This window comes from Aestuariivivens insulae (assembly GCF_022662195.1).
Classification (GTDB): domain Bacteria; phylum Bacteroidota; class Bacteroidia; order Flavobacteriales; family Flavobacteriaceae; genus Aestuariivivens; species Aestuariivivens insulae.
In genome coordinates, this window is the sequence record NZ_JAKMCS010000008.1 from 164,420 (window position 1) to 187,444 (window position 23,025).

Below are 23,025 nucleotides of genomic sequence, written 5' to 3' on the forward strand. Positions count from 1 at the left end.
TTAGTTGTTGCTTAAAAAGGTTTTAAGATCTTGATAGAATAATTCAGGCGTAAGTTCTTGGTAATATTTTGAAGCATTCTTCTTGTATTTTTTTTCAGGTTCAGTATATAGTTCCGGTTTAAAATCTTTTAAGTGAACACCCATATTGCTTTTGTTTTCGAAAAGGTTCCATGTTGCTTTGTCTATCCATGGAGAAAATATAGCAAAGGTTGGTATTTTTAATGCTTTGGCCATATTAACGGCACCACCTTCATTACCTATAAGCATGTTACAAAAAGATGTAATGGTTAAAAATTCCCGTAAGTTTTTTCCATATACATCAAAGTGAATGGCTTTTTGTGTACTGTGTTCACATAAATTGTATATGGTTTTGGCTTCATCGATTTGCCTAGGAATATAATTAAATAAAATTTGAACCTGCTTTTTGTTTTCTACAATAAAATCTAAAACTTTCGCCATATACTCAAAAGGGTAGGTTTTAAGTAAACCACTTCCCAAAATACTTATCATAATTAGCGGTTTATCAATATTGATTTGATGCGATTCCAAAAACGCTTTTGTTTGCTCTTTTTCAGTTTGTGTTAAGTAAATTTTTGGACTGTAATTTATTTCGGTTGAAATATTTAGGGGCATCAATAATTGTAGCCTATTTATAATTGCTAATCCTTGTTTGGGATTGGAGCTTTTATCATATTTAATGGCATGATGGTACAGTAAAGAGGTGTAGGGTTTATATTTAGATATCTTGGTGCCGGCTCCAGAAAAAAGGGTAATGAGATTACTTGATAATTTTGAATAAACATCAATAAGTACGTTATATTTTTCTTTTCGTAATGTATGGGCAAACTTTAATAAAGCTACTTTACTTTGTTCAATTTCGGGGGTGTAAAAAATAAACTTATCAATATAAGGGTTATGCTGTACCACAGGATAAGTATGGGAGTTTATTAGGTAATGAAGCTCGTATTGAGGATATTGTGATTTAATGGCTTCAAACAAAATGCTGCTTGTAAGCACATCACCAATCATTTTTTGCTGTATAATTAAAATTTTCACAAGTTTATTACCTAATAACGGATGAGCTCTTTGAGTATAGGTCTATGCTCATTTTAATAATTAAAAAAACTACGATTTAAAGCTAAGATATGTTTTTTAAGTTTCATTTTTAAATCCATGCCTGTGTCATAAACCATTTGCTCGTTACTGGGAAAAGGGATACGCCTATTTTCCAATAGTTTTTTGTCTTCTTTATTGAGCGCACGTAAATCACCACGGGCAGAGGCATAAAAATATTCAAAAACAAAACCACTATCTATGGTATGAGAATCTAATATTTGTTTGGTCTTTAAATCAATATGAACGACATCGGCTATAACCTGTGAGGATTTAAATTGTTTGACTTCTTTTAAGCGGCACTTAACGTTTATTATTTTGTCCACTTTAATATCATTGCCCAAACTGTCTTTTAAAACATTGCCTTTAGCATCCAGTTTATAGGTCCACCCATCAACAATTTCTTTTTCTCTTTCTAAGATACGCTCGGTAATTTGTTCAGGAGATATATTGATGCGCTTAAGGTTAAGTTCCATAGCATAGTCATAATTGATGTCATCGGCTTGCTGGGCATGATAAACACTCCAGAAATTGTTAATGCCATAGGTATCGAAACTTAGCAAATCATCTTCTAACCGTTGTGGAATAATTTGTTGTGTATCATTGTTTATGGTCACGATTATATATGCCGTTCCACGTTCATGGGCTTCTAGCAATAATTCCCTTGTATTTTCGTAGTTGGGGTTAATGTCTTCAACATATTGTAAGGTATTGTATGCTTCCCGAATAACAGCTTTGTCTTCTTGGTCAAGAAGTTTAATGCCTTTTTCATATAGATAATCGGAAGTTTTTTCTTTATACGCTATAATATCATTGCTATAGTTATTGAACTTAAACGATACGGTTTTGCCATTTACGGAGAGCGGCAAAAGCGGTTTTATAAGTTCCTGTCTGGAATGGAGGTCTAAATAAAGTTCGTAAATAGCCCTGTATATTTCAGGGTTGTTGTCTTTAGTTAGATGGTCTATGGTACTTAAATCACGTTGGGTAGCTTTAGTATAGGCGTCTTGAAGAGCGATGATATAGTCTTGCTTTCTTTTAGAATTTTTGCTTGTACTTAGCTTTTTTATTGAGGTAGCAATAGCTTCGTCATAATTACCATAACTAACCGCCTTTTCGACTTGCTTACGTGTACTGCAAGCAAAAAGGGAGACCAACAAAGTGAGAAGTAAAATTTTTTGCATAGGTTAAGGATTTTGGTTTACATAGGAATAGATATTCCAATAGTAATGCCAAAAATAGGAAAAAATACTAAATTTGGTTTATGTCACTGGAAATCAGTTGTTTACTTTTTATTAAAAACGGGAAGTAATTTTGTTGATACTTCTCCAAAGCCTATACGAGTACCGTCTTTTTCACAATAGCCCCTCATAATTACAGTATCATGATCGTTAATAAATTTACGATCGGTACCGTCTTTCATTTTTAGGGGCTTTTCACCTTTCCAGGTAAGTTCTAGCATAGAGCCATATGAATCTGGAGTAGGCCCTGAAATGGTACCACTACCCATCATGTCACCAGAGTTTACAGGACAACCATTAACCGTATGGTGTGCCAATTGCTGTGCCATATTCCAGTACATGTATTTAAAGTTAGATTTACTAACGGTTTGTTCTTTAGCGCCTTTGGGTTGTATGGCGACTTCTAAATTAATGTCGAAACTTTTCTTGCCTTTATATTTCAAGTAATCCAATTGTGGTTTGATGGGTTTAGGCCCTTCAACTCTAAAGGGTTCCAATGCGTCTAAGGTTACTATCCAAGGCGAAATGGAAGACGCAAAATTTTTGGCTAAGAAAGGACCAAGGGGCACATACTCCCATTTTTGAATATCACGAGCGCTCCAGTCGTTGAATAATACCAATCCGAAGATGTATTCTTCAGCTTCTTCAACGGGAATTGGTTCACCTAAATCGTTGGCATCTGTCGTTATAAACGCCATCTCCAATTCAAAATCCACTAATTTACTAGGGCCAAAAACTGGTTCGGTAGCACCATTTGGCAAGGTTTGACCTTGTGGCCTATGTACCGGAATTCCAGAAGGAATTATTGAAGAACTCCTACCATGATATCCCACAGGGATATGTAACCAGTTTGGCAGTAAGGCATTGTCTGGATCCCTAAACATGGTGCCTACATTTGTGGCGTGTTCTATACTGGAGTAAAAATCGGTGTAATCACCAATGTGCACAGGCAATTGCATTTCAATTTCATCGAGTCTAAACAATACAATTTCCTTATGCTGTTTATTGTTTTTTAACGTGTTGTTTTCGGCATCAAAAATTTGAGCGATACGGTTTCTAACCGCTCGCCATGTTTTTCTGCCATCGGCAATAAAATCGTTTAGGGTGTCCTGAAGAAAAATATCATCAGTCAAAGGAATGCCATCAAAATAGCCTAATTGGTGCAAAGCTCCCAAATCGATAGCAGTATCTCCTATACGGGTTCCTATGGTTATAATGTCATCGCGTGTTAGGAATACACCAAAAGGAATGTTTTGAATGGGGAAATCTGAATTTTTATCGACATGTAACCATGAGGTTCTATCTGGATTATTTGCTGATATAGGCATATTTATTTAGTGTTTTGTATTTGTAAAATTCTAATCAAACCTACATAATTTTTTTAAAAAAAACGGCTAAAATTAAGGTTTAATGCAATAGTTAATAAAATGGTTTAAAACTTAAGGGTAAATATATGTTTTTTGATGTATTTAACTAATCTATTTGTTATTTTTGCCGAATATTTAACTAGAATCAAATTTTATGCAACGCGACGAACAAATATTTGAACTTATCCAAGCTGAAAAAGAACGCCAACTTCATGGCATAGAACTTATTGCATCAGAGAATTTTGTGAGCGACCAAGTAATGGAAGCTGCAGGATCGGTATTAACCAATAAATACGCCGAAGGCTATCCAGGTAAACGTTATTATGGTGGTTGTGAAGTGGTTGATGAAGTAGAGCAAATAGCTATAGATAGGGCAAAGGCACTGTTTGGAGCTGCTTATGTAAATGTACAACCGCACTCTGGAAGCCAGGCCAATACAGCTGTTTTTGCAGCTTGTTTAAAACCAGGGGATAAGATTTTAGGATTCGATTTATCGCATGGTGGACACCTTACCCATGGGTCGCCCGTTAACTTTTCTGGTAAATTGTACAACCCTGTATTTTATGGTGTAGAGCAGGAAACAGGTGTGTTGAATTACGATAAAATACAAGAGATAGCGACCAAGGAGCAACCTAAATTGATTATAGCCGGTGCTTCAGCTTATTCCCGTGATATCGATTTTAAGCGTTTTAGAGAAATCGCCGATAGTGTAGGTGCTATTTTAATGGCCGATATTTCACATCCAGCAGGATTGATAGCCAAGGGTATTTTAAATGATCCTATCCCACACTGTCATATAGTAACAACAACTACGCATAAAACATTAAGAGGGCCAAGAGGAGGTCTGATTATGATGGGCGAGGATTTTGAAAACCCATTTGGTATTACCTTAAAAAGCGGAAAGTTGAGAAAAATGTCTTCGTTATTGGATTCCGCAGTATTTCCTGGAAACCAAGGAGGGCCATTAGAGCATATTATAGCTGCTAAGGCCATCGCTTTTGGTGAGGCCTTAAGTGACGACTTCTTGGAATACCAATTACAGGTAAAGCACAATGCAGCAGCTTTAGCACAAGCTTTAGTTGCTAAAGATTATAATATTATTTCGGGAGGCACAGATAACCACTGTATGTTGATCGATTTACGTAATAAAGACATTTCTGGTAAAGAAGCCGAAGAAGCATTGGTAAAAGCCGATATCACCGTAAATAAAAACATGGTGCCTTTCGATGATAAGTCACCATTTGTAACTTCTGGAATTCGATTAGGTGTTGCTGCAGTAACCACACGCGGACTTAAAGAAAGTGATATGAGCGTTATTGCTGATTTAATTGACGAGGTTGTAACAAACCATGAAGATGAAGCTGTTTTAGAGGCGGTAAGAGAGAAAGTAAACGATATGATGAAAGATAAGCCATTGTTTGCTTAACAGCTTTCAAAATATTCAAAATAGAAAATCCTGCATAATTGCAGGATTTTTGTTTTTATTAAGTATTAGTGTAATATTTAAGCGATATGTTTTTCCATTCTGAAATATAAAACACTCAGCCCTACAGTTGCAGCTATAGTAAGGAACAAGCCATATTGTAATTGCAGACTGCTATGATTTATACTAACAAGAATATAAAAAATGATATATATTAAGATGACTAATAATTGTCCTGTAATAAATAGAATATCTTTTTTTATAATGTTTAGGATAGTTAATATTAAGATGGCTCCAATGGAAATAGCACAAATACTAACTAGCCAATTATAAATTACAATATTTCGAACTGAAAGACTCCCGTCCCATCCAGTTGTATTTAGAATCTTTCCTATTACAGTTTTATTACCAGTTGTAGCTCTAAAAGAAAACCATTTTAGTAAAGAACTAGAAAATATTAATAAAGTCAGTATTGCGGGTATTACAAGTTGCTTTTTCTCAATTTGCTTTTCAGAATCCAGAAGCTGAGCTATATTTAAATCTAATACAGAACATATTAAATTTAAGGTTTTTTCCCTAGGAGTGCTTTCATTGTTTTCAATGCGTTGAATTGTTCTTAAATTGATATTAGTCAATTCTGCTAGTTGATCTTGTGATATTCCTTTTCTTTTTCTGGCCTCTTTAATTTTATTTCCTATGTCGGACATATTGATAGTATTTTGTTTGGTGTCTAAAATAATTAAAGAAGATTAATTTTATAACGGTTTTCTTACGTCAATTACACGGCATTCATTGATTTTTATTAGATTTTAAGGACGTTACAGAGCATTAATTTGCTTTAGGAAAAGTGATATGCTGATAAGCCCCTAAATCTGGTGAACTGGTTCGGTCGACATTTAAAATATCAAAAGGTACTTGTGTGGCAAAAGCAGCCAAACCTTTACCTATTCCAGCCGACTCTTCTCCAATAATCAATTGGTTGTTGCTAGGGTCTTTAAAGTGCGGGTCTTCATTAAAGATATTGCCTTCATAATGGTTGGTATCCAAAAGATCATAATTAGGCCCTGTAAAGTTGTTGTTGTCGTCTTTAAAACGAATCAAACAATTGGTGAATTTAAAATTGAAATTTACGGCATCATCTTCAATCTCATCAAGCAATATTTCGGGGTTATCATTACCGTAAATAATGCAATTGTTAAAATTGGCTTCGGTTAAATCTGTAATTATTGGGTTATTATCTTCGTCTACAATAAAATTACTCAATAGTACAGAAGGGTAACTCCTAAAACCATTGTTCCAATAATTAGCTATGGTGCTATGTGTAAAATTATATTTGCCGCCAAATGTTCCGGCAAAAGCCGATTGCCCTGCATTGTTAATCACCATATTTTCGGCTTCAATGGATGTATTTCGTCCTAAAATACCAAAGCTTCCAGAGTTATAGATTTGGGAATTGGTAATGGAAAGCTTATTATTGGCTTCATTTGGGTTGCCGTCGCTTAAAATACCAACGAGTGCATTTTTAATTGTCGCGTAATTGATGATATTATTTACACTGCCATCAACCAACCAAATGGTGCCCCATTGACCTGGAACATCAGAGAACTCCGGTTCCAGGCGATCGCCTTCAAAAATGACTTCATTTTCCAAGAGGTCTTGGTCTGTACTATAGCTGCCGTTAATATGCAACGATGCATTGTTGGATACAATTATGCCCGAATTATCATGAAAATGCACGCGGGCCCCAGCTTCAACAGTTAAGGTTTCGCCTTCGGGTACAGTAGCAAAGCCATAAACAACATAAGGCTTTGCGTTGGTAAAGGTAAGCTCTTCGGGGAGTAACTCACGTCCTTGAAGTTCTGTTTCAATGGTTTCCCCTCCAATATTTAACGTTAAGGTTTCAATAACTTTGGTAGTGTTATCCCTATTGGGATAGATGAAAATTGCGTCTTTTACTAGGGTAACCAATTCCACTTTTTGCTGATTGGAACCCGAATCGAATTCAATTTGGTCGGTATATAAATAGGAGCCGTCAAGGTTTGGTAAATTGTTAATATCTATGGTCGTTTCAACAAAAATATATAGACTGTCCTTGGCTAATATTTCTACGTTTTCAAAGGTTTTGCCGGTAATACCATCAACACTCAAACGGTATGCAGAAGATTCCCCCAAGCCTAGTCTTAACGTTGGAATGAAAATATCTTCATCACTTCTGTTATATACCTTTAAATTGTATGTACTCGAACCAATGTTTGTAAATACCGTGTCTAGGTAAACAGTGTCTTTAGAAAATCCAAGATTGCCTTTACTGGGCGAGAATTCAAAATCTTTTCTACAGGAACTCCAAAGGGTTAAAAATATTATGGTGAATATAACGTAGCAGTATTTTTTCATTTAAATAGCATTTATTATAGGCTAAAAATATAACTTTTGTGATTAGAATTTAGTATTTAAGAGAAGATATTTGTGTATAAGAGTCGCTTTCGAGTTAGTAGTTTTATTTTATAGAAATGAAAAAAGGCCATTTGAAGAATCAAACAACCTCTTTAAGAGCTATTAACGTAAAATTCTATTTTTTAACGCCTAGCTTCAGCAAAATAGTTTCCATTAAACACCATTTTGTAATAGACGATTGCAATAAATTGGCTCCTACAAATAGTGTAAACCATAACCAATTTTGATTTACAAACATGGCTAATAGTACGCTTATAATAACAAATGTGCCTGCTATGGCTCTGATATACCTGTTTAACATGATTTTGAATATTTAAAGTTTATATTGATTTTTCTATTGGAACTACAATGGCCCTAATGGGGTTGTTAGTTTCTAATGCATTATTAAATGCTTTAATTAATTCGAAAAGACGGTCTATTTGAACTCCATCCGTAAATGAAAAAAATAGGACAGACTCATTTCCTGTGCGTTCCCCTCCAAACCAGTTTGACGATACCATTACTGCATTTGGTGTTTTATAGCCATCTATTTCAGATTCGCTAAAGGATTCTATGTTGGCATTTTTAAAGAGTTTAATAACGTCTTTTCTAAATGCTTCTACAGCGGTGACTAGTACTAATTTCATGGTTGTTATCTATTTATATTTTTTACGTTCAATCATATAATATACCAACGGCACTACCAATAAGGTCAATACGGTAGATACAATGGTGCCACCCATTAGTGAAATGGCCAAACCTTGGAATATCGGGTCAAAAAGGATTACAAAGGCACCAATTACAACGGTTCCTGCAGTTAATAAAATAGGGGTTGTACGTACTGCTCCTGCTTCTATGGCTGCTTGCTTTAATGGAATGCCTTCATCCAACCGTAGATTGATAAAGTCTATAAGCAATACCGAATTCCTTACCATGATACCGGCTAAGGCTATCATACCAATAAAAGATGTTGCCGTAAAAAAGGCGCCCATTAACCAGTGACCTAGAATGATACCTATTAATGATAATGGTATGGCTACCATCATCACCACAGGTGCTTTAAAGTTTTGGAACCAACCAACAATTAATATGTAGATTAGAATGATGGCACCTAAAAAGGCTATGCCTAAATCCCTAAATACTTCTAAGGTAATTTGCCATTCACCATCCCATTTTACGGTAAAGTTATCTTCGTAATCGGGTTGCCCCAAATACATTTCATTAATCGTAAAACCTTGTGGTAACGGGATGTTTTTTAACTTTTCTTCCATGCCTAAAATAGCATAAGCAGGGCTTTCTAGTTTGCCAGCCATATCGGCCATGACGTATACCACACGTTTTTGATTTTTTCTGTAAATGCTTTTTGCACTTGTGGTTTCTGCAATGTCTACTAAATCTGCAATAGGGACTAAGCCACCTTGTTGCGATTTTACTTTTAATTGTGAAATATCTGTAATGGTCGATTTTTCCTTTTCATCCAATGCTAAAACCAAACCAATTTGGTTCACGGCATCTTCATCGTAAAGCGTGGTAATGGGGCGGTTAGCCAAGGCCATATTCATGGTGTAGGCTATTTGTTTGGGAGCCACGCCATATAGCATGGCTTTTTCTTTGTCGATTGTAAACTGATATTCAACTTGATCTGCTTCTACCATCCAGTCGATATCTACAACATCATCTGTTTGGTTTAAAATGGATTTAACCTGATGGGCTATGTCAATCTGTTTGTCATAATCCGGACCATAAATTTCTGCTACAATAGTGGACAGTACAGGAGGTCCAGGTGGCACTTCAACAATTTTTACATTGGCATTGAATTTTGAAGCTATCCTTTGGATGTTCGGACGCAAAAGTTTAGCGATATCATGACTTTGGGCCGAGCGTTCACCTTTATCTATCAAATTAACTTGGATATCGGCCATATTGCTTCCGCCCCGTAAATCGTAGTGACGTACCAAACCGTTAAAGGTTATGGGAGCTGATGTACCAACATAATTTTGATAGTTAACAACTTCTGGTCGTGTGGATAAATATTGTGAAATTTCTTTGGTAACCACGGCAGTACGTTCAAGGGTTGTGCCCTCGGGCATATCGATAACCACTTGAAACTCATTTTTGTTATCGAAAGGTAACATTTTTACAGCCACCGAATTGGTGAAAAATAGGACCATAGAGCCTAATAACAAAACAAATGTAGAGCCTAAGAATAACCAGCGTTTAGCACGGCTTTCAATTAAGGGACGCTCCAATTTTTCATATAATTTAAACAAACGAGTTTCTTCCAAGGGTTTTTTGTCTTCCTCTTCAGCGCCTTTCTTGTCTTTTTCACGCAAGAAAATATAGCCCAGGTAAGGGGTAATGGTCAAGGCGACAAAGAGTGATAATATCATGGCGATAGAAGCACCAATGGGCATAGGAGCCATATAAGGTCCCATTAATCCAGACACAAAAGCCATAGGTAAAACAGAAGCAATAACGGTAAACGTTGCCAAGATAGTTGGATTCCCCACTTCGTTTATGGCATATAGCGCCGCTTGTTTAAAGGGTAGGCGTTTCATTTTAAAGTGCCTGTGCATGTTTTCTGCGATGATGATGGAATCGTCCACAACAATACCAGTTACAAACACTAAAGCAAATAAGGTAATTCGGTTGAGCGTATAATCTAGCATGTAATAGCTCAAGAGCGTTAATGCAAAAGTGATGGGGACAGATAGAAATACAACCAAGCCACCGCGCCAGCCCATAGCTAGCATAACTACAAAAGTTACAGCAATAATAGACCCTATAAGGTGCAATAACAATTCCGATACCTTATGTGATGCCGTCTCACCATAGTTTCTTGTCGTTTCTACATGGACATCATCGGGGATCAAGGTTTTACGTAAGTGCTCGACTTTATCTATAATAACATCGGCTATTTTCATGGCATCGGCCCCTTTTCGTTTGGCTACCGAAATGGTTACGGCAGGGTATTCCGATTGGTATTGAGGGGCTTTATCACTGGCTTGTCCAAACCCTAAACTCACATAGTTTTGTGGAACCTCTGGGCCATCAATAACCTGGGCGACTTGTTTTAAATAAATGGGCTGGTTCTGTTGTGTGCCAACCACCAAGTTTTCTACATCGGTAAGTGTTTCTAAGAATTTGCCTGTATTTACAATAAACTCAGTATCATTTTTATCGAAAGTCCCCGAATTTAATTGGGTATTGTTGGCTTTTATCATTTCAGAAACCGATAAAAAATCCAACCCTGCAGAGGCCATTTTATCCTTGTCTAAGACCACTCGAATTTGACGCTCCCTACCACCAATTTTGTGCGTTGTGGAAACGTTATTTACTTTTTTAATTTCAGTCTCCAGTTCTTGGGCCAGTAGTCCCAATTGGTAATCATCGTATGTTTCGCTCCAAAGTGTGAGGCCCAATATAGGTACATCATCAATAGCACGGGTTTTAATTAATGGAAACGTAACGCCTTCAGGCATTTGGTCCATATGCTTGTTAATCTCGTTATATAGTTTAACGAAAGAGCGCTCTATATCTTCGCCTACGTAAAACTGCACGATTACCATGCCCTGTTCCTTCATGGCTGTAGAATACACATATTCAACGCCCTTAATATTCGAAATCAATTGTTCCAAAGGCTTTATAACACGCGATTCCACTTCGGTTGGACTTGCTCCGGGGTACCCCACAAAGATATCGGCCATAGGCACATCAATTTGAGGTTCTTCCTCACGCGGAATTAAAAACGAACTGTACACCCCAATGACCATAAAAACAATCATTAAGAGTACCGTTAGCTTTGAATTCATAAAGACTTTGGCTATTTTTCCAGCTATACCTTCTTTCATGTATTAATATTATTTGTTGTTTTTTAATGTTACATGTAACATCCAAATTATCATTCCGGTAAGGGGTATAATTTTTAGCCATGGATGTTTCATTTTGTATCTTTATTTTTGGGCGTTTTAACAGGCTATCTGTTATATCCCTGACGAAAGCAAAGCTTTGTCAGGGGATACCACTGCTATCCTTAACGCATTTTTTAATGGTTTACTGAATACTAACTTTAACGCCGTTGTACAATTTTCCTTCCGCCGAAACGATATAGGCTTCACTGGTATTTAAGCCGGACAATACTTCAACGTCATTGCCAAAAGTTCGGCCTAAACGTAACCAACGTAAAATGGCTGTATTGTTTTGGCTTACGGTATAAATACCCGATAACTGGCCTTGGGTTACTATAGCTTCAGTGGGAACTAATACCATCTGGTTTTGTTCCTTTTTTTCTATAGGAAACCTTACCGCTGTAAACATGCCAGACAACAAGTTGGCCTTGGTTTCATCGATATCAATTTTAACCAAATATTGTCCACCAGTTTGACTGGCCGAAGTACTTACTTCTGTAACTTTTCCCGTAATGGTCGCATTAATGGACTTTATGGAAACGTCTACTTGAGTGCCTTTAGTAATTTGAGAAATTTCGGTTTCTGGAACCAGGGCCATTACTTCAAATTCTCCAGGAGCTTCAATAGAAATTAAAGGTTGTCCAGGGTTGGCCATATCGCCTTTTTTAACCGTTTTATGGGTTACCACCCCACTAAATGGCGCTTTTATATTGGTGTAGTCAAATTGGGCGTTGATTTCGTTTTTCATTTGCTTAGCGGCTTCCAAGCGTGCTTTGGCCATTTCAAAATGAGCAGTTATATCATCGAGCTCTTTTTGTGAGGCACTGTTTTCTGCAAACAGGTTTTTAAAACGGTAATAGTCTTTTTCGGCATTGTTAAAGGCTGCCGTAGCTTCAATAATGCTAGCGTTAACTTGTGCCTGTTTGGCTTGTAAATCGGCATTGTTAATGGCCACCAATAACTGTCCTTTTTGTACTTTATCACCAATATTAACAGGAACACTGTTTACAAATCCCATCGTTCTAGTGCTTAGATTGGCACTGTTTTTCGCCAGAACCTTACCACTTACCACTAAAAAGGGGCTATGGTCATTAGAGGCAACCTGGTTTATGGTAACCGGAATGGTTTGCAAACCATCATTTGCTGACTTTTGGTCTTTACTACCACAGCTGGCTAAAACTAAGCTTATGGAAAGGGTTAAGATGCTATATGTTATTTTCATACGTTTATTTTTAATTGTTTTAAGTGTTTTTATGTGAATGTCGATTAATGGGTCGACAGGTTATTCTTTAGTTAAAAATTTCAGGTAGGCTTGTGTGTAATTGTATTCAAAAATGGTTTGGTAATATTCTAATTGCTTTTGGGCATATTGTGTTTCGGCCATTAATAGGTCCGATGTTTTTTCCAAACCTTCTTTAAAGCGGTTGGTCCTTATTCTTAAGGCTTCTTCCGATTGTTTTAAAGCCAATTCCGATAAGGTGAGCTTATTTTCTGCATCAAAAAGCATGCGTTTGGTCTTGTTGAATTCCAGTTTGCTCTGTGATAGGTATTGGTTGTATTCCAATTTCGATTTTTCAAATTCAGCTTTACTTTTTTGGGCTTTCCCCAAACGTTTGGAGCCTTGGAATAAATCCCAACTCAATTTGGCACCAAACAGATAGCCATTAGCATTGGCTTGGAAAATAGTATGGTCGTACATTTCATAACTGCCAAATGCATTTAAGCGTGGTAAGAATGCCATGTTATCGGCCTTGTGCATTGCCTTGTAGGCATCGGTAGCCAATTGCATGGCTTTAATGTCGCTACGGTTTTCCGAAATGGTTTTGCTTTCAGTTAATGAGGTATCGATGTTTAAATGGTCTGTTGGTCTATAAGTCACAAAGGAGTCATCATTCATTAAAAACGATAGATAGTTAGAGGCATTTTGCACATTGCTTTTGGCTATTTGCAATTGGTTTTTAACTTCAATTAGCCGTACTTCAACATTTAACACATCGGCGTGCTGTAAATAACCTTGTTTAAAACTGTTATCAGCTAAGTCCTTATTTGCTTTTGCGGCTTCTAAAGCTTGCTCCAATACATCCACCGCTTTATAGGCCAATTGCAATTGCATGTAGGCGTTGTCGACTTCAAAAGCCATATAGTCTTGTTGACGCTCTATTTTAAGCCACATGGCTTCCATTTTAGACCTCGCGGCTTTGCGTTGGTAGATACCGTCTATATTTATTAATGGTTGTTGTATCTCTAACTTGGTAGCAAAATTTTGTATCTGTGATGGATCGTTCAATGATGCAGGATTGAAATCGGCTTGTGTTACAATTTCTTGATTGAGTTTTGAACCAAAGGCCATTAATGGATTGGTTGTAGCAATACCTGTATGGCTAGCCGTAATGTTCGGTAAGAAAACAGCATTGGTCTGCCTGTAATCGGCACGGGCTTGTTTAAATTCTTCTATGGAGATTTTAATAGCCGTATTGTTTTCAGAAACCGTATGAAGCACTTCTGCTTTACTAATAGGTTTAACCTCTTGGGCATGTAATGCCAAAGTGCCAATAAAAAATATGATGATGTGTGTTCTAAGAGTCATTATTTTAAATTTTACGTAGCAAAAGTAGTTCTAGCGGTTAGAGTGTTTGGTAACAAATGTTACCCAATGAAGAAGCGTGTCTTACATTTTAGAGGATTTAAGGCAATCTGTAGTTGTTAAAACAAGTTCTTAATTTTGAAATCATGATAAATTTCAGAAACAAAACCCCCATTTTAGTTACCTAAAAAATATTTTAATAATGTGACAAACATCACTTTTTAAATTGATATTATAGCCTATTTTTGCCCCGTGAAAAAAGGACTTTTTATAGTGATGATGGGATTAAGCGCACTTATTCTATGTAATAGTTTAAGGGTGTCCATTACTTATGCATACTATAAAATTGATCCAATGGGGTTTATTGAAGCCTTGTGTGAGAACAAGGACAAGCCAGAGATGGCCTGTAATGGAAAATGCCATTTAATGAAAGTGTCCAAATCGCAAGACAAAGACCAAAAAACACCAGAGTCCATTATAGATTTTAAAGAACTGCTTTTATACTACCTTGCAACTTCAGAATTTGTGATAAATTTTGATGAAGCAGTGAAAAGCAAATCCATCTTTGCTTATAAAAATTTGTATTCTTATAACAATCTTGAAGATTGTTTCCATCCCCCACAAGCGTAATTTATAATCTTAGCGAGGTATACTTTTACCTAAACCCTATTAAGTTAAATTATAATATTACTATAGATGAAAACATGTTATAGTGCGTATTTGTGCGTGCTAATTTCAGCGATGTCTTATGGTCAAAATAGAAACACGACACCTCAAGACACAACTAAACACAAAATGGTTAAACTAAACGAAGTTATTGTAACGGGAAACTTAAAATCGGATCCTACGCTCACGGTAACTTCCAATAAATATGAAGAAGCAGTTGTACAGCCTAAAAATGTGGCTGATTTGTTTAACAATATCAACGGCTTTTCTTCGATAAAGCGAGGCAATTACGCTATAGACCCTTCGTTTAGGGCGGCTCAATCGGAACAGTTAAACATACAATACGATGGCGGGACAAAAGCAATGCATGCCTGTCCCAACCGCATGGATCCAATTACCACCCATATTATACCTGAAGAAATCACCAAAATAGAAATTATAAAAGGCCCCTATACTGTGCGTTATGGCGCTACTTTTGGAGGCGTTATTAACATGGTAAGTCAAAAACCGGATTATGAAGCTAGTGGTTTTCATGGTAAAGCCTCGGTAGGTTACGAAAGCAATGGCAATTCGCTTGTCAATATGATTCAGTTGCAGTACATTCAACCTAAATATGATGTTATAGCCAATGCAGGCTATAGGGATTTTGGCAATTATAAAGATGGTAACGATATTGAAATTCCGTCGTCATTCCGAAGTACGGATTATGGCGTGAAACTAGGCCTTAACTTCACCGATAACCAACGTCTGCAAGCCCATTGGCGACAATCTTTTGGGCGTGATATATTTCATGCGGCTTTGCCAATGGATTCAGAATATGACAATACCAGTATTATAGCATTGGATTATAAATGGAATGATATAGGTAATATAGGTAAGGCTTTTACTGCCAAAGCCTATTACAGTTTTGTGGATCATTTTATGACAAATATCTATAGACCTATATTTATGATGATGGAGGCCACATCGGCAATTGAAGCCACAACCACTGGAGGTAAAATGGAGCTTAACTGGACACCTTTAAAAAAGCTAAATGTATTTTCGGGTGTCGATGCCTTGCATATCGCTAGAGACGGTGGCAGGACCCGTTTGGTTAAAATGATGAACGGTATGCCAGTACCGATGCCAATGACTTTTAATGATAAGGTTTGGCAGGATTCATACATTACCGATTTAGGAGTCTTTACAGAGGCTAAGTATAGTATAAAGCCCAATACAGTAATGACTGCTGGTGTGCGTTATGATCAAGTAACTTCCAATATAAAAGATCCCGAAGCCGATTTTGAAGCGATGTATGACTTAGGCAAACGTACAGAACATAATATAAGCGGTACGATATCGGTTAAAACATTGGTTTCGGAACTGTTTACGCTTGAAGCGGCTTATGGCCGGGGGGTACGTTCAGCCAATATGGTGGAACGGTTTATTAACCATTTTACGGTAGGGCAGGACCCCTATGAGTATATGGGAAATCCCAATTTAAAGGCTGAGGTTAACAACCAATTCGAAATAGGGTTTAAAGGCAAGGACATCACTCATAATTTTAAATATTCTGCATCGTTTTATTATGCGTTTTTCGAAGATTATATCGTTGGTATTGTTGACGAAAGTTTAAACCGAAAGTATATGCCCATGGCAGAACCTAGACATACAAAAGTGTTCCAAAACTTGGACGACGCTTATAAAACCGGTCTGGAAGCTACCATGCAAGTTAATGTTTTAAAGGATTATTATCTTAAAGCTGAATGCGCTTACGTCTATGCCAAGAATAACGATTTAAAAGAGTCTTTACCTTTAACGCCACCATTTAATTCTAAACTGATTTTAGGCTTTAAAAAAGAGAAACTTTGGGCCAATGTACAGTATAATTTAGTGTCTAAGCAAAAAAACATCTCCAAGAGTTTTGGAGAGACCGAAACAAATGGTTATCAAACTATAGATGTAAGGTTGGGCGTTAAGCCAATAAAAGGGATTACTTTAGGTGTTGCTGTTATTAATGCATTCGATGAAGCGTATCACAACCACTTAAACTTTTCGTTTACCAATCAAACCAATTTTGGAAGGATACCTATTACCGAGCCTGGTCGTAATTTTTCAGCTTTCTTACAGTATATGTTTTAAGCTGTAGTTCTGCGATTAACTAAGAAAGGAACGCTCTGCGCGTTCCTTTTTTTTAGCCTCATAATAAGGAAAGCGGTCAAACCGAATTTACTATACAAACTGAAAATTCTCCAATTTCTGTTGAAATGGGTGGACCAAAATATGCTGTGGGCATGGATAAAAATGGAAGGCATTATACATTTGTGTTTATTAATGAAAATTTCGAGTATGATTTACTAAAGAATATAGTGCTTAAAATTTTAGACGAAGAGGTTAAACCCACTTCAAGCTCTAGAAAAGGAAATTAAAAAGTTAAAGACTTATTGTTTATATTTAATTGGAATGTTTAGTTCACTCATCGAAATAAGCACTTTACTCATTATTCCTTTTTTTTCTGTTTGGTTATTTTGAGATTTACTTCAATAAATCAACATAACTATGAAACTAACTGTCCACTTCCTATTTGCCTTTGCAATCACATTAGCATTTCCCCAACAATCTCCTAAGGTAGTCTTAAGTGACTCCAGTAGTTTAAAGCTATCTCATTTAACCGTCACAGTCAACATCACAGGAAATTTTGCGACCACAACCTACGACATGAGGTATTATAATGGATTGGACAGAACTTTAGAAGGTGAATTAGTATTTCCCTTGGGAGAGGGGCAAGCCGTATCACGTTTTGCTATGGATGTTAATGGAAAATTGCGTGAGGCTGTAGTCGTAGAAAAGGAATTGGCCAGAGTAGCTTATGAAAGTAGGGTGAGGCAAAATATAGATCCCGGTTTATTGGAAAAAACGGAGGGCAATAATTATAAAACCAGAGTTTATCCAATCTTGCCAAAGTCATATAAACATATTGTCATTACCTGTGAACAAGAGTTGTTCACTTCCAATGAAGAGCTTATTTATGAATTACCTTTAGGTATCAATGAGACGATTGATCAATTTTCAATGACTATTGACGTATATGCCAATAGAACACCAACAATCAAAAATAAGGGTTATGACAATTTCTTTTTCAGAAAAGAGGGTAATATTTATAAGGCTCATTTTAAGGACAAAGAGTTCGCCCCAAATAAACCTGTAATTATTGGGATACCCAGTAAATTAGGTCAGGAATCTATACTGACTTACAATGATTATTTCTATATCAATAAGAGACTTACTTCAAACCAAAAGTTAAAGCAGAAACCAAAATCCATAAACATTCTTTGGGATGCTTCTTATTCCATGCGAAACCGAAATTTAGAAGAAGAATTAAAGCTATTAGGTAATTATATCAACTACCTTCAAAATGTAGATATAACTTTTGTAAGCTTTAGTAGTGCGGTTCATTCAAATACTTCATTTAATATAAAAAATGGGAAATGGCGTGCTCTAAAAGAGCATATCAAAGCTGTTACATATGATGGAGGTACTTCATTTAACCTCATTGGAAGTTTAGTGCCTAATGTAGGTGAAACTCTGTTGTTTACAGATGGTTTGTCAAATTTAGGGACACAATCAAGTACTTATGAAAGTACTATTTATACTGTTAATTCGGTAGTTTCAGCCAACCATAGCTATCTTAATTCCTTAGCCACTAACACTGGAGGTAGCTATATTAATCTAGTCCGACTTGCCCATCAGGAGGCGCTTAAGCTTTTAAGACATGAAACCTTCCAATTTTTGGGGATTAAGGATAATACATCCATTACAGAGATTTACCCAAATAAGAATACTAACGTCAATAATGATTTTTCTATAACAGGAAGGTTTTCAAAGAACACAACTATAGAGCTATTATTTGGATATGGAGGGAAGATAATGCAGAGAGTACCTGTTGTCTTAGGAACAACCGAAAGTTCCAAATTGGTAAAACAACTATGGGCCAAACAAAAACTCAAAGCCCTCAATCATGATAAAAAGCAGAATAAAGAGCTTATTATAAAACATGCGAAACAATACCATCTTATTTCAGATTATACTTCAATGCTCATTCTGGACAGATTGGAAGATTATGTGCGCTACCGTATAGAACCACCACAGGAGCTCAAGCAAGGGTATAAGCAAAGGATTAAAGAATTGGAGATGGTTGAAGCAGAAAGAAAAACTGAAATTCAAGATAGAAGGGAGACTTTATTCATGGATTATGAAGACATCAAAAAGTGGTATGCCTCTAAATTTCCATTAGAGACTTCAATGGTTACAAAGGTTGGGCAAAATCAAGTAGAGCGAAATAGTAACCTAAACCAAACTAGACAGCAGGACGTTCCTCATGCTTTAAATACTGGTTCAGCAAATCAAGCAAGAAACCGAACTTATGTAGATTCTACAAAGCGTGTTGTTCGGGGGCAAGTCTTAGATGCATCTGGAATTCCGTTAGCAGGTACAAATATTTATGTAAAAGGAACTTCACGGGGAGCACAAACAGATTTTGACGGTAATTTCGCCATCAATGCTGAAGAAAATGATGAATTGGAAATTTCATATATCGGATTTGTACCAAAAAATATTATAGTAGGTCATAATAATGACATTAATATCAAATTAGAAGAGGATAGCGCAACACTTGATGAGGTTGTAATTATAGGTTACGGTGTTCAAAAAAAATCTAATGTTACGGCTTCAGTTACAACTGTGGTTGCACAAGCTTTAAGTGGACGTGTAGCTGGAGTGGATGTAACAAAAGAATCAAATGATTCTTCAATTACAATAAGAGGCAATACGTCTATAGTCAATAATTCACCTCTTTATGTTATGGATGGTGTTGTTTCAGAAATGAATCCATTAACCAACTTAAAGGCCGAGGATATAGAATCCATCCAAACATTAAATAGCGAAGCAGCTTCGTCGCTATATGGTTCGAGAGCCAGTAATGGTTTAATTATCATAGTAACTAAAGATGGTAAAGAAAAAAATCGGGAGGCTATTGATAAATTAAATCAGGAAATCTCAGAAAAGATTGAACTAAAGCCATGGAATCCAGATACCCCCTATATTCCTATTTTGGAAAAAGAATCAACAATTGAATCAGCTTATAAAACATATTTGGATTTACGCGGCAAATATTCCAATAGTCCTTCATTCTTTTTGGATGTTGCAGATTTCTTCGATCAACAAAAAGCACCAGAAATAGCAATTAGGATATTAACTAACCTTATCGAGGTAGAGTTTCACAACCATGAGTTAATGCGTGCTTTGGCATATAAATTAGAATATTTCAAACAATATAATTTAGCCGTTGTTGTATATGAAAAAGTACTCGAATTAAGGCCAGAAGAACCTCAGTCTTACAGGGATTTGGCATTGGCGTATGAATATACGGGAGATGTGCAAAAAAGCTTTGACTTATTGTACAAGATTTACAATGGAGGCTTATTAGAAAAGGATGAAGAAGAACGCTTTTATGGGATTGAACATATTGCTTTTATCGAATTGAATCGGCTGGTATCCAAATATGGCAATGAACTTGATTTGAGTGAAGCGCTTCAAAAGGAATTTACTAAAATGCCAATGGATGTAAGGGTAGTAATTGATTGGAACCATAATGACACTGATATTGATTTGTGGGTCATTGATCCGAATGGAGAAAAAGCATATTATAGCCATTCCAAAACCAATATAGGAGGAAGAATGTCTGAAGATTTAACAGAAGGTTATGGACCAGAATCATTCTTACTCAAAAATGCGATAAAGGGCAATTACAAAGTTATGGTGGATTATTTTGCCGATAGCGTTCAAAAAATATCTGGGCCAACTGTACTTAAAGTGACCTTATTTACCAATTACGCTAAACCTAATGAGCAAAAGGAAACCATTATTATTAGATTGGACAAAGAGGAAGATGAAATTGAAGTTGGAAATTTAATAGTTAATAAAATTTAGAGCAACCATACCACTCACCAAATAAAAAACCCTAGTAACAATTGTTACTAGGGTTTAAGCGGAGGAAGAGGGATTCGAACCCCCGGAGGTGTGACCCTCAACAGTTTTCAAGACTGCCGCATTCGACCACTCTGCCATTCCTCCTAAGCGGTTGCAAATATAGAACCCTTTTTTAATTCTTTCAAATAAAAAGATAAGTTTTTGTTCAAATTTTAAAAAAAATATTTGACTCACTAATAAGTAGTATATTCTTGGAAAAAAGAAACTACAAATCTTATTTTTGTAAAAATTTTACCGAGCAAATGAGTACTATCGAAAAGTTAAAATGGCGTTACGCTACCAAAAAGTTTGATACCAATAAAGTCCTGTCCAGTGAAAAACTACAGATATTAAAAGAGGCCTTCAATTTAACAGCAACCTCATTTGGGTTACAGACTATAAGCTTAGTAGTGGTAGGCGATAAAGGTCAGCGAGAGCCTTTGGTAGCGCATGCTTATGGGCAAAAGCAGGTCTTGGAAGCCTCCCATTTATTAGTCATCTGTATTCAAGATAATATACAGGATCATGATGTGAACGACTATTACAAAAATATAGAGGATATTAGGGAAACGCCTAGCGAAATTTTAGAGCCCTACCGAAAAAGCCTTATGGATATGATGCAAAAGATGACTGTGGAAGAGCGTCGGCAATGGTCTAAAAATCAAGCCTATATTGCTTTAGGAAACCTTATGACGGTTTGCGCCATAGAGGAAATAGATGCAACGCCTATGGAAGGGTTTATCCCAGATAAGCTTGATGAGTCACTTAAATTAAAGGCACTTGGATTAAAATCTGTATTATTATTGCCGGTGGGCTATAGAGCCGAAGACGATATGTTTTCGTCATTTAAAAAGGTACGCAAACCCATAGAGGAAACTGTAATTGAATTATAAACAAATATTTAGCACTCTCATTTGGTGCCTTCGAGAACACTTTTGTAAACTCAGTGTGACACCTCGGGCACCAAGAAGGTAGGGCTTGGAGTTTATGCTTAGTACAGTCGATGAACCTCAATCCATGCTTGCCGATAGGGAGGGCTAACACAAAAAAATAACAACATAAAATTATGCCAGGATTTGAATTATTTGGAGAATTGGAACGAAACGAAGTTAATGATGTTCTAGATAGCGGTGTATTAATGCGTTACGGGTTCGATGGAATGCGCAATGGCCATTGGAAGGCCAAAGCACTGGAAAAAGAATTGCAAAGCACTTTGCAAACCAAACACGTACAGCTGGTCTCTAGTGGTACAGCTGCGGTTACGGTGGCATTAGCATCGGCAGGAGTAGGAGCTGGAGATGAGGTGATTATGCCCACCTTTACTTTTGTGGCCAGTTTTGAAGCCATCATGATGCTGGGGGCTATTCCTGTTTTAGTGGATATTGATGATACCTTGGCATTAGACCCCAAAGCAGTTGAAGCGGCTATAACCGCAAAGACCAAGGCGGTTATGGTAGTACAAATGTGTGGCAGCATGGGGCGTATGGATGCTCTGCAGGCTGTTTGTAGCAGGCACAAACTCCTTTTGGTAGAAGATGCTTGCCAGGCCATAGGAGGGACCTATAACAGTAAACCCTTGGGTAGCATTGGCGATTTGGGTTGTTTTTCGTTCGATTTTGTAAAAACCATAACCTGCGGTGAAGGTGGCGCGGTAATTACCAATAATGAAAATTATCATACCAATGCCGACCATTATAGCGATCATGGGCATGACCATGTTGGAAATGATAGGGGAGCGGAAACACATCCGTTTTTAGGATATAATTTCCGTATTTCAGAATTGCACGCTGCAGTGGGCTTGGCCCAAGTAAAACGGCTACCTGAGTTTTTAGCCATTCAAAAGCGAAATTTCAATATTATAAGGGAGACCCTGTCACAAATACCTGAGGTTACTTTTAGAACTGTTCCTGAGGGAGGTGAAGAGAGTTATGCTTTTTTAAATTTCTTTTTGCCTAATTTGGAAATATCCAATAAAGTCATGTTGGCCTTTAAAGAAGCTGGGATAGATGGATGCTTTCATTATTATAATAACAATTGGCATTACATACGTAAATGGGAACATTTAAAGGATTTAAAATCATTATTCCCTATTTCAAAAGAAGTAAAGGAAGGGCTTGAATATCTAAAGAGCAAGACGTTCAAGCAATCTGATGATTATATCTCCCGAAACATTTCCTGTTTGATAAAACTCTCTTGGACCGAAGAGGAAGTGAGACAAAGAGCTGTAAAAATGGGTGAAGCTATTGTATCTGTACTCAAGCAAAGCAGGTAAAAATTGGTTATA

General features: G+C 36.7%; 17 protein-coding genes and 1 tRNA gene. 7 read left to right on the forward strand and 11 right to left on the reverse strand.

What is annotated here, in order from left to right:
• The 3 genes from MR062_RS11435 to fahA all read right to left on the reverse strand — a co-directional run bounded on the left by MR062_RS11435 (position 1) and on the right by fahA (position 3,682).
• On the reverse strand, positions 1 to 1,056 hold the full coding sequence (locus MR062_RS11435) for a glycosyltransferase family 9 protein (protein ID WP_242204344.1): 1,056 nt from the start codon (positions 1,054 to 1,056) through the stop codon (positions 1 to 3).
• 53 nt (positions 1,057 to 1,109) lie between these two features.
• Positions 1,110 to 2,297: a hypothetical protein gene (locus MR062_RS11440; RefSeq protein ID WP_242204347.1), complete on the reverse strand. Its 1,188-nt coding sequence runs from the start codon at positions 2,295 to 2,297 to the stop codon at positions 1,110 to 1,112.
• A 101-nt stretch (positions 2,298 to 2,398) separates the two neighbouring features.
• Complete coding sequence (gene fahA, locus MR062_RS11445; RefSeq protein WP_242204349.1) at positions 2,399 to 3,682, reverse strand: fumarylacetoacetase; 1,284 nt, start codon at positions 3,680 to 3,682, stop codon at positions 2,399 to 2,401.
• Between the two features lie 193 nt (positions 3,683 to 3,875).
• Between fahA and glyA the strand changes: the two genes are divergently transcribed.
• Positions 3,876 to 5,147, forward strand: coding sequence for a serine hydroxymethyltransferase (gene glyA, locus MR062_RS11450; RefSeq protein ID WP_242204352.1), 1,272 nt, complete (start codon positions 3,876 to 3,878; stop codon positions 5,145 to 5,147).
• A 77-nt stretch (positions 5,148 to 5,224) separates the two neighbouring features.
• Here the strand turns inward: glyA and MR062_RS11455 are convergent, their stop codons facing one another.
• The 7 genes from MR062_RS11455 to MR062_RS11485 form a co-directional block, all read right to left on the reverse strand.
• The gene (locus tag MR062_RS11455; RefSeq protein WP_242204353.1) at positions 5,225 to 5,851 is read right to left on the reverse strand and encodes a helix-turn-helix domain-containing protein; all 627 of its coding nucleotides are present in this window, start codon (positions 5,849 to 5,851) and stop codon (positions 5,225 to 5,227) included.
• A 121-nt stretch (positions 5,852 to 5,972) separates the two neighbouring features.
• Positions 5,973 to 7,538 (reverse strand): hypothetical protein, encoded by a 1,566-nt coding sequence (locus MR062_RS11460; RefSeq protein WP_242204355.1) that lies wholly within the window; start codon positions 7,536 to 7,538, stop codon positions 5,973 to 5,975.
• Between the two features lie 175 nt (positions 7,539 to 7,713).
• On the reverse strand, positions 7,714 to 7,899 hold the full coding sequence (locus tag MR062_RS11465; protein WP_242204357.1) for a YgaP family membrane protein: 186 nt from the start codon (positions 7,897 to 7,899) through the stop codon (positions 7,714 to 7,716).
• A gap of 19 nt (positions 7,900 to 7,918) precedes the next feature.
• On the reverse strand, positions 7,919 to 8,224 hold the full coding sequence (locus MR062_RS11470) for a hypothetical protein (RefSeq protein WP_242204358.1): 306 nt from the start codon (positions 8,222 to 8,224) through the stop codon (positions 7,919 to 7,921).
• Positions 8,225 to 8,233: 9 nt separating this feature from the next.
• Entirely contained in the window at positions 8,234 to 11,428 is a 3,195-nt protein-coding gene (locus tag MR062_RS11475; RefSeq protein WP_242204360.1) for an efflux RND transporter permease subunit, read from the reverse strand.
• 202 nt (positions 11,429 to 11,630) lie between these two features.
• A complete protein-coding gene (locus MR062_RS11480; protein WP_242204362.1) occupies positions 11,631 to 12,707 on the reverse strand; it encodes an efflux RND transporter periplasmic adaptor subunit in 1,077 nt (358 codons plus the stop codon).
• 60 nt (positions 12,708 to 12,767) lie between these two features.
• Positions 12,768 to 14,072 (reverse strand): TolC family protein, encoded by a 1,305-nt coding sequence (locus MR062_RS11485; RefSeq protein WP_242204364.1) that lies wholly within the window; start codon positions 14,070 to 14,072, stop codon positions 12,768 to 12,770.
• Between the two features lie 249 nt (positions 14,073 to 14,321).
• Between MR062_RS11485 and MR062_RS11490 the strand changes: the two genes are divergently transcribed.
• From MR062_RS11490 to MR062_RS11505, 4 genes are all read left to right on the forward strand, one after another.
• Complete coding sequence (locus tag MR062_RS11490; RefSeq protein ID WP_242204365.1) at positions 14,322 to 14,699, forward strand: hypothetical protein; 378 nt, start codon at positions 14,322 to 14,324, stop codon at positions 14,697 to 14,699.
• A gap of 165 nt (positions 14,700 to 14,864) precedes the next feature.
• Positions 14,865 to 16,856: a TonB-dependent receptor gene (locus MR062_RS11495; protein ID WP_242204367.1), complete on the forward strand. Its 1,992-nt coding sequence runs from the start codon at positions 14,865 to 14,867 to the stop codon at positions 16,854 to 16,856.
• A gap of 125 nt (positions 16,857 to 16,981) precedes the next feature.
• Positions 16,982 to 17,143, forward strand: coding sequence for a hypothetical protein (locus tag MR062_RS11500; protein ID WP_242204369.1), 162 nt, complete (start codon positions 16,982 to 16,984; stop codon positions 17,141 to 17,143).
• 130 nt (positions 17,144 to 17,273) lie between these two features.
• Positions 17,274 to 20,702, forward strand: coding sequence for a VIT domain-containing protein (locus tag MR062_RS11505; RefSeq protein WP_242204371.1), 3,429 nt, complete (start codon positions 17,274 to 17,276; stop codon positions 20,700 to 20,702).
• A gap of 59 nt (positions 20,703 to 20,761) precedes the next feature.
• Here the strand turns inward: MR062_RS11505 and MR062_RS11510 are convergent.
• Positions 20,762 to 20,846: transfer RNA gene (locus MR062_RS11510), tRNA-Ser, on the reverse strand.
• A 158-nt stretch (positions 20,847 to 21,004) separates the two neighbouring features.
• Between MR062_RS11510 and MR062_RS11515 the strand changes: the two genes are divergently transcribed.
• A complete protein-coding gene (locus MR062_RS11515) occupies positions 21,005 to 21,634 on the forward strand; it encodes an NAD(P)H-dependent oxidoreductase (RefSeq protein WP_242204372.1) in 630 nt (209 codons plus the stop codon).
• A 173-nt stretch (positions 21,635 to 21,807) separates the two neighbouring features.
• On the forward strand, positions 21,808 to 23,013 hold the full coding sequence (locus MR062_RS11520; protein ID WP_242204374.1) for a DegT/DnrJ/EryC1/StrS family aminotransferase: 1,206 nt from the start codon (positions 21,808 to 21,810) through the stop codon (positions 23,011 to 23,013).
• Positions 23,014 to 23,025: the final 12 nt, after the last annotated feature.